This is a genomic window from Massilia sp. CT11-108 (assembly GCF_047302915.1).
GTDB classification, from domain to species: Bacteria; Pseudomonadota; Gammaproteobacteria; order Burkholderiales; family Burkholderiaceae_D; genus Telluria; species Telluria orientalis.
In genome coordinates this window covers 20,187-28,221 of sequence record NZ_JBKYMO010000022.1, presented here as the reverse complement: position 1 = coordinate 28,221, position 8,035 = coordinate 20,187, and the positions used below count along the sequence as shown (strand labels likewise).

Here is an 8,035-nt window from a genome sequence, read left to right as displayed (position 1 = left end):
CGACGGCCGCGATGGGCACCGCCGGGTCGGCCGCCGCGTTGCAGCTGGCGCCGAACAGGCCCAGCGGTAACGGGGCCGTCGCGTCCTGCGCGCCCAGCCAGCTTGCTGCCGCGCGCAGGCGGCCCGTCAGCAGGGAGATATCGAATCGGTTATGGTATTGACGGTCTTCGTGCGGCGTGAGCAGGTCCAGCAGCAGCGTACCGATGCCGGCGTCGCGCAGCACGTGCGCCACGTGGTTGTTGCGCGGGCTCAAACGGCTGCTGCCGCTGCCGTGCGCGAACAGCACGACGCCGGAGGGAGTGTCGGGCAGCTCGAGCATGCCTTCCATCGTCGCCGCGCCGCTGTCGATGTGGACCAGGGCTTTTGTCATGATCGTTAGACCATCTGGCAGGGGCAAAGATTCGGCATCCGATTGTTAAATGGGGAGTGACCGAAAGTCCGGCATTTGCCCGTTCCCGAGGTCCGGGACAGGACGCCGAATCGCGATGTAGTGGATCTTCAGGATGTCCCCGTAAAAGGGTTTCTTTCCGGCATTTGTAAAGATTGTTTACTGATGTGAAACAATGTGTTGTATGCATAAGTTATTAAAAACAAGCACTTATGTCGCAAAATATCTGACTCTTCGTTTAGTAATGTTGTAATATCACGTCGATAACATCCCCGGAATCGGGCCGTGTCCTGCAGGCCTTGCCGTTTCTGCACTACAATACGGGATTCTCCAAATACCAATATCCACTGTGTCCAACCTCGTCGAAATTCGCGATCTGCATTTTTCGTATGGCGATCGCCCGATCCTGCAGAACCTGAGCATGGACTTCCCGCGCGGCAAACTGATTGCCGTGATGGGCGGCTCCGGCTCGGGCAAGACGACGGTCCTGCGCCTGATCGGCGGCCAGATCAAGCCGCAGCGCGGCACCGTCGCCGTGAATGGCGAGGTGGTGAACCAGCTCGACACCGAAGGCCTGTACAGGTTGCGGCGCAAGATGGGCATGCTGTTCCAGTTCGGCGCGCTGTTCACCGACCTGACCGTGTTCGAGAACGTGGCCTTTCCGCTGCGCGAGCACACGGAACTGCCGGAAGAACTGATCCGCGACCTGGTGCTGATGCGCCTGAATGCCGTCGGCCTGCGCAATGCCGCGGACCTGAAGCCGAACGAGATCTCGGGCGGCATGGCGCGCCGCGTGGCGCTCGCCCGTGCCGTCGCACTCGATCCGGCGCTGATCATGTACGACGAACCGTTCGCCGGCCTCGACCCGATCTCGATGGGCGTGACCGCCAACCTGATCCGCAACCTGAACGACGCGCTCGGCTCGACGTCCATCCTCGTCTCGCACGACGTGAACGAAACTTTCTTGATCGCCGATTACGTGTATTTCCTGTCCGCGGGCCGGATCGTCGCTTCGGGCACGCCGGACGAGATGCGCCGCTCGACCGATCCGTACGTCAAACAATTCGTGAACGCCGAGCCGGATGGCCCGGTGCCGTTCCATTACCCCGGCAAATCGCTGGCCGAGGACCTGGGCCTGGGAGGCAAGCGATGACCAATCCTCTCGCACTCCTCGGGGGCTTCGTCCTCGACACTTTCGCCCGCGTCGGCTTCGTCACGCGTTCGTTCGGCGGCCTGCTCGGCAAGGCGCCGGGCGCGCTGCGCCGTCCGACCCTGATCTCGGAACAGGTCCACTTCATCGGCAATTACTCCTTGCTGATCATCACCGTGTCCGGCCTGTTCGTCGGCATGGTGCTGGGCCTGCAGGGCTATTACACGCTGAGCCAGTTCGGCGCCGAGGAAAAGCTGGGCCAGCTGGTGGCGCTGTCGCTGCTGCGCGAACTGGGGCCGGTCGTGACGGCGCTGCTGTTCGCGGGCCGCGCCGGCACGTCCCTCACGGCGGAAATCGGCCTCATGAAGGCCGGCGAGCAACTGACCGCGATGGAAATGATGGCCGTCAACCCGATCCAGCGCGTGCTGGCGCCCCGGTTCTGGGCGGGCCTGATCGCCATGCCGGTGCTGGCCGCCGTGTTCTCCGCCATCGGCGTGGTCGGCGGCTACCTCGTCGGCGTGCAGCTGATCGGCGTGGACGAAGGGGCGTTCTGGTCGCAGATGCAGGCGAACATCGACGTGCGCCGCGACATCATGAATGGCGTCATCAAGAGCTTTGTATTCGGCATGGCCGTGACGTTCACGGCCCTGTTCCAGGGCTATGAAGCGCAGCCGACGCCGGAAGGCGTGTCGCGCGCCACCACGCGCACCGTCGTGATCGCGTCGCTGATGGTGCTGGCGCTGGACTTCGTCATGACCGCCTTGATGTTCAACAAGTAATCTGAAGAGTTGGGAAAAATTTATGCATCGTAAATCCATTGACGTCTGGGTCGGCCTTTTTGTCCTGTTGGGTGCGTTATCGCTCCTTTTCCTGGCCCTCAAGGCCGGTAACATGAGCACGATCTCGTTCAGCAAGACCTATTCGATCACGGGCAAGTTCGACAACATCGGCGGCCTGAAGCCGCAGTCGGCCGTCAAGAGCGCGGGCGTGGTCGTGGGCCGCGTGGGCGACATCTCGTTCGACGATAAAAGCTTCCAGGCGATCGTCCGCCTCGATTTGAATCCTGCTTACAAGTTCCCGAAGGACAGCTCCCTGAAGATCCTGACCTCGGGCCTGCTCGGTGAGCAATACATCGGCATCGAGGCCGGTGGCGACACGAACAATCTCGTCGAAGGCGACCGCATCACCCGTACGCAATCGGCCGCAGTGCTCGAAGACTTGATTAATCAATTTATCTATAGCAAGGCAGCCGAAGGAAAGGACAGTAGCAAATGACGAACCGCAATGACTCCGCCTCGCCGCGTACCCGCACTGGCCTGGCGCTGGCACTCGGTGCAGCCGTATTGCTGAGTGGCTGTGCGACGACCGCCAACCCGAAAGACCCGTTCGAGAAGTTCAACCGGGCCATGTTCAGCTTCAACGACACGGTCGACCGCGTCGCCCTGAAGCCGGCCGCCACCGCCTACAAGAACGTTACGCCGACCTTCGTGCAAACGGGCGTGAACAATTTCTTCGGTAACTTGACCGATTTGTGGAGCTCGCTGAACAATTTTGCCCAGCTGAAAGGGCAAGACGGCTTGAACGATTTCATGCGTTTTGCCGTGAACTCCACGCTGGGTCTCGCCGGCGTGCTGGACATCGCCACTCCGGCCGGCATGCGCAAGCATAACGAGGACTTCGGCCAGACCCTCGGATATTGGGGCGTGCCGAGCGGTCCCTACTTGATGTTGCCGCTGCTGGGCCCATCTACGATCCGTGACACCGCGACCTTGCCCGCCGACTGGTGGGGCGATGCGTGGACCCACGTGAACGATGTGCCGTGGCGCACCAGCGGCATCGTCCTGCGTGCGGTCGACCAGCGTGCCAGCGTGCTGGACGCGTCGAACCTGCTGGAAGACGCCGCCCTCGACCGTTACGAATTCATCCGTGACGGCTACATGCAGCGCCGCAACAGCAAGGTGCTCGACACGGACAAGGCGCAGGAACGCGCCGACAAGGTCCACGAAAAACTGGAAAAGGTCCAGGAAAAGGTCGAATCGAAGCTGGGCGTGAAACTGGGCCCGAAACCGGTGCCCGAAGATGGCGCGGAAGAGCCCGCAGCGGCGCCCGTGTCATCCGAACCGGCCAGCAAATAGTTAACGACGGTACAGCCAGGCCGTCCGCGCAGCACGCGGGACCGCTTGGCCAGACCCAACCAAATTAAAGGAAGCGTATGAAGCCCATCGCAAAACTGATCGTGACCGCCGCCGCCGTGGCCATGTCCACCGCCGTTCTCGTCGCGCCGGCCCGTGCCGCCGTCGAGGCACCGGATGCCCTCGTGAAACGCGTCTCCACCGACGTCATCGAGAGCGTCAAGGCCGACAAGGACATCCAGGCCGGCAACAACAGGAAAATCATGGATCTGGTCAACAGCAAGATCCTGCCGTACGTCGATTCGGACAAGATGACGGCCCAGGCCGCCGGCCGCTTCTGGCGCCAGGCGACGCCGGAGCAGCAAAAGCAGCTGGCGGCCGAGTTCCGCACGCTGCTCGTGTACACCTATGCCGGTGCGCTGTCGCAGATCAAGAACGAAACCATCGAGTTCAAGCCGTTCCGCGCCGACCCGGCCGACACGGAAGTCGAGGTGAAATCGCAGGTCAACCTGACCCGCGGCGAGCCGATCACCCTGAACTACCGCCTGGCCAAGGGCCCGCAGGGCTGGAAGATCTTCGACCTGAACGTGCTGGGCGCGTGGCTGGTGGAAACCTACAAGAGCACCTTCGCGTCGGAAATCGGCAAGAACGGCATCGACGGCCTGATCAAGAAGCTGCACGACCGCAACGAGCAGCTGGCCAACAAGCCGCTGACCAAGTCCGCGCAGAAGTAAGCATGGCGGAAGCGAATCCCATGCTCTCGCTGGAAGCCCTGACGTTCGACAACGCGCAAGCGGCGTTGGCGCAGGGCTGTGCCGCCGTGTCCGCCGGCGAAACCGAGTTCGACCTCGGCGGCGTCAAGGCCGCCGACTCCTCGGCCCTGGCCCTGATGCTGGCCTGGCAGCGCCGCGCGCAGGGACAGGGGCGCAGCCTGAAGTTCATCAATGTGCCGGCCAACGTCGATGCGTTGGCAAAGTTATACGGCGTCGACGGCTTGTTGGGCCGCGCGTAACCGCACCGCCGAAAACGCCACGGCCCGGAACGCCGTGGCGTTTTCTTCTATAATGGCTCGTTTCACCCGCACGGTTCCGGTCCTTCGGATCCCCAACGCATGACAGCAGCCATCCAGATCGACAGCGTCGAGAAAAGCTACAAGGGCTTCAAGGCCCTCAAGGGCGTTTCACTGAACATCGAACAAGGCGAATTCTTCGGCCTCCTCGGCCCGAATGGCGCCGGCAAGACGACCCTGATTTCGACCATCGCCGGCCTCATTCGTCCGGACGTCGGCAGCGTGCGCATCCACGGCCGCGACGTCGTGCAGGATTTCCGCGAGGCGCGCATGAAGCTGGGCGTCGTGCCGCAGGAACTCGTGTTCGACCCGTTCTTCACCGTGCGCGAGACCCTGCGCCTGCAATCCGGCTATTTCGGCCTGAAGAACAACGATCCATGGATCGACGAGGTCATGGAAAACCTCGACCTCACGCCCAAGGCGGACGTCAACATGCGCGCGCTGTCCGGCGGCATGAAGCGCCGCGTGCTCGTCGCCCAGGCCCTCGTCCATAAACCGCCCGTGATCGTGCTGGACGAACCGACGGCCGGCGTCGACGTCGAACTGCGCCAGACACTGTGGAAGTTCATCGCGCGCCTGAACCGCGAGGGTCATACGGTCGTCCTGACGACGCACTACCTGGAAGAAGCGCAGGCCATGTGCCAGCGCGTGGCCATGCTCAAGACGGGCAACGTCGTCGCGCTGGACACCATGTCGCAGCTGCTGCGCCGCGTATCCGGCTCGTCGCTTGTCGTGCACCTGAAGCACGGCGGCCTGCCGGAAGGCCTGCGCCACCTCGTCGCGCACGATGAACGTGATGAAGGTAAAAACAGCGGCGGCAACAAGTACACCCTCCGCGTGAACGAGTACAGCGAGGTGGAAGGCATCCTCGCGCGCCTGCGCGAATCCGGCGCCGAGATCGACGAGATGCAGCTGCAGCAGGCCGACCTGGAAGACATTTTTATCCAGATCATGGAAGGGAGCCCGGTACGATGAACGCGTTTTCCGTGGGTTTCCGCACCCTGTTTTATAAAGAAATCCTGCGCTTCTGGAAGGTCGCGACGCAGACCATCGCCGCGCCCGTCGTCAGCGCAATGCTGTATCTGCTGATCTTCGGCCACGTGCTCGATGGCCGCGTCGAGATGCTCGATGGCGTCAGCTACACGTCGTTCCTCGTCCCCGGCCTCGTGATGATGAGCGTGCTGCAGAATGCGTTCGCGAACTCGTCGTCGTCGCTGATCCAGTCGAAAATCACGGGCAACCTCGTGTTCATCCTGCTGCCGCCGCTGTCGCACGTGGAGATCCTGTCCGCATACGTGACGGCGTCCGTCGTGCGCGGGCTGGCCGTCGGTTTCGGCGTGTTCATCATCACGGCCTGGTTCGCGCACCTGTCGTTCGTCGCGCCGCTGTGGATCATCGTGTTCGCGCTGCTGGGCGCCGGCATCCTGGGCACCCTGGGCGTCATCGCCGGCATCTGGGCGGAAAAATTCGACCAGCTGGCCGCATTCCAGAACTTTTTGATCACGCCTGCAACATTTTTGGCCGGTGTGTTCTATTCCATTAAGAAACTTCCGCCGTTCTGGCTTGCAGTCTCGCATTTCAACCCGTTCTTTTATATGATTGACGGGTTCCGCTATGGTTTCTTTGGCCAGTCCGACGTGTCGCCCTGGTTAAGCCTGGCAATCGTCGCCATCTTCTTCGGGCTTCTTTCCGCAATCGCAATCAATCTGCTTCGCCGCGGCTACAAGCTGCGTCACTGAAAAAACATGGTTACTACACCCGAACTCATCCACGGCTACATCCAAAAGGGCCTGGAATGCACCCACCTGGAAGTGGAGGGCGATGGCCAGCATTTCAGCGCCGTCATCGTCTCGCCCGCGTTCGCCGGCAAGAGCCGCATCCAGCGCCACCAGATCGTCTACGCCGCCCTGGGCGACCGCATGCGTGAGGAAATCCACGCGCTGTCGATGAAGACGCTGACCCCGGACGAATACGGTAACTGAGCCAAGGATAATCGATGGACAAGCTCCAGATCGTCGGCGGCAAGCGCCTGAACGGTGACATCCCCATTTCGGGCGCCAAGAACGCGGCGCTCCCGATCCTGTGCGCGGGCCTGCTGACGGCCGGCGACCTCGCCCTGTCGAACGTGCCGCGCCTGCACGACGTGCGCACGATGCTGCGCCTGCTCGAGCAGACCGGCCTGAAGGTCACGCAGGACGACGAGAACGTCGTGCTGAACGGCTCCGCCATCAACACCCTCGTCGCACCTTACGAATTGGTGAAGACGATGCGCGCATCGATCCTCGTGCTGGGTCCGATGCTGGCGCGCTTCGGCGAAGCCAAGGTGTCGCTGCCGGGCGGCTGCGCGATCGGTTCCCGCCCCGTCGACCAGCACATCAAGGGCCTGCGCCAGATGGGCGCCGACATCACGATCGAGGGCGGCTACATCTACGCGAAGGTATCGCGCCTGAAGGGCGCCCGCATCCACACGGACATGATCACCGTGACGGGCACGGAGAACCTGCTGATGGCCGCCACGCTGGCCGACGGCGAGACGATCCTGGAAAACGCCGCGCGCGAACCGGAAGTGACGGACCTCGCGAACATGCTCGTGGCGATGGGCGCGAAGATCGACGGCATCGGCACCGACCGCCTCGTGGTCCAGGGCGTCGACAGCCTGCACGGCACTGAACATGGCGTCATTTCCGACCGCATCGAAGCGGCGACGTTCCTGTGCGCCGTGGCGGCGACGGGCGGCGACATCCGCATCACCCGCACCCGCACCGACATCTTCGACGTGGCCATCGACAAGCTGCGCGAGATGGGCGTCCAGCTGACCGTGGAAGGCGACAGCATCCGCGCGCGCATGGACGGCCGTCCGCAACCGGTGTCGTTCCGTACCACGGAATACCCGGGCTTCCCGACCGACATGCAGGCCCAGTTCATGGCCGTGAACACGATCGCGAACGGCTCGAGCCGCGTCACCGAAACCATCTTCGAAAACCGCTTCATGCACGTGCAGGAAATGAACCGCCTGGGCGCGCAGATCTCCACCGAGGGCAACACGGCCTTCATCAAGGGCGTCGACCGCCTCGTGGGCGCGCCCGTGATGGCGACCGACCTGCGCGCCTCGGCCTCCCTCGTGATCGCCGGCCTGGCCGCCGAGGGCACGACCCTCGTCGACCGCATCTATCACCTCGATCGCGGGTATGACCGGATGGAGGCGAAGTTGTCGGCGGTGGGCGCGGATATCGTCCGTATTAAATAAAACAACGTCGTTCCCGCGCAGGCGGGGACGACGGAAACGAACGCAGTCA

General features: G+C 62.8%; 11 protein-coding genes. 10 read left to right on the top strand and 1 reads right to left on the bottom strand.

Going from position 1 to position 8,035, the window contains the following annotated elements:
* The coding region (locus ACEN88_RS04320; protein WP_413337561.1) for a dienelactone hydrolase family protein at window positions 1–370 on the bottom strand (370 nt) is incomplete at its 3' end.
* 367 nt (window positions 371–737) lie between these two features.
* Here ACEN88_RS04320 and ACEN88_RS04315 point away from each other — a divergent pair.
* The 10 genes from ACEN88_RS04315 (at window position 738) to murA (ending at window position 7,986) form a co-directional block, all read left to right on the top strand.
* Window positions 738–1,541 carry an ABC transporter ATP-binding protein gene (locus ACEN88_RS04315; protein WP_413337560.1) on the top strand — a complete coding sequence of 268 codons (804 nt, stop codon included), beginning with the start codon at window positions 738–740 and terminating at the stop codon, window positions 1,539–1,541.
* Window positions 1,538–2,317 carry a lipid asymmetry maintenance ABC transporter permease subunit MlaE gene (gene mlaE / locus ACEN88_RS04310; protein ID WP_371763178.1) on the top strand — a complete coding sequence of 260 codons (780 nt, stop codon included), beginning with the start codon at window positions 1,538–1,540 and terminating at the stop codon, window positions 2,315–2,317. The genes ACEN88_RS04315 and mlaE overlap by 4 nt, the downstream gene beginning before the upstream one ends.
* A gap of 22 nt (window positions 2,318–2,339) precedes the next feature.
* Window positions 2,340–2,813 carry an outer membrane lipid asymmetry maintenance protein MlaD gene (gene mlaD / locus ACEN88_RS04305; protein ID WP_413337559.1) on the top strand — a complete coding sequence of 158 codons (474 nt, stop codon included), beginning with the start codon at window positions 2,340–2,342 and terminating at the stop codon, window positions 2,811–2,813.
* A complete protein-coding gene (locus ACEN88_RS04300; protein ID WP_413337558.1) occupies window positions 2,810–3,673 on the top strand; it encodes a VacJ family lipoprotein in 864 nt (287 codons plus the stop codon). The genes mlaD and ACEN88_RS04300 overlap by 4 nt, the downstream gene beginning before the upstream one ends.
* Before the next feature lie 77 nt (window positions 3,674–3,750).
* The gene (locus ACEN88_RS04295) at window positions 3,751–4,404 is read left to right on the top strand and encodes a phospholipid-binding protein MlaC (RefSeq protein ID WP_413337557.1); all 654 of its coding nucleotides are present in this window, start codon (window positions 3,751–3,753) and stop codon (window positions 4,402–4,404) included.
* A 2-nt stretch (window positions 4,405–4,406) separates the two neighbouring features.
* A complete protein-coding gene (locus ACEN88_RS04290) occupies window positions 4,407–4,682 on the top strand; it encodes a lipid asymmetry maintenance protein MlaB (protein WP_371760708.1) in 276 nt (91 codons plus the stop codon).
* 99 nt (window positions 4,683–4,781) lie between these two features.
* Window positions 4,782–5,714, top strand: coding sequence for an ABC transporter ATP-binding protein (locus ACEN88_RS04285; protein ID WP_413337556.1), 933 nt, complete (start codon window positions 4,782–4,784; stop codon window positions 5,712–5,714).
* Window positions 5,711–6,478, top strand: a complete 768-nt coding sequence (locus ACEN88_RS04280; RefSeq protein ID WP_413337555.1) for an ABC transporter permease — start codon at window positions 5,711–5,713, stop codon at window positions 6,476–6,478. The genes ACEN88_RS04285 and ACEN88_RS04280 overlap by 4 nt, the downstream gene beginning before the upstream one ends.
* A gap of 6 nt (window positions 6,479–6,484) precedes the next feature.
* Window positions 6,485–6,721: a BolA family protein gene (locus ACEN88_RS04275; protein ID WP_105380128.1), complete on the top strand. Its 237-nt coding sequence runs from the start codon at window positions 6,485–6,487 to the stop codon at window positions 6,719–6,721.
* Between the two features lie 14 nt (window positions 6,722–6,735).
* Complete coding sequence (murA, locus tag ACEN88_RS04270; protein WP_413337554.1) at window positions 6,736–7,986, top strand: UDP-N-acetylglucosamine 1-carboxyvinyltransferase; 1,251 nt, start codon at window positions 6,736–6,738, stop codon at window positions 7,984–7,986.
* Window positions 7,987–8,035: the final 49 nt, after the last annotated feature.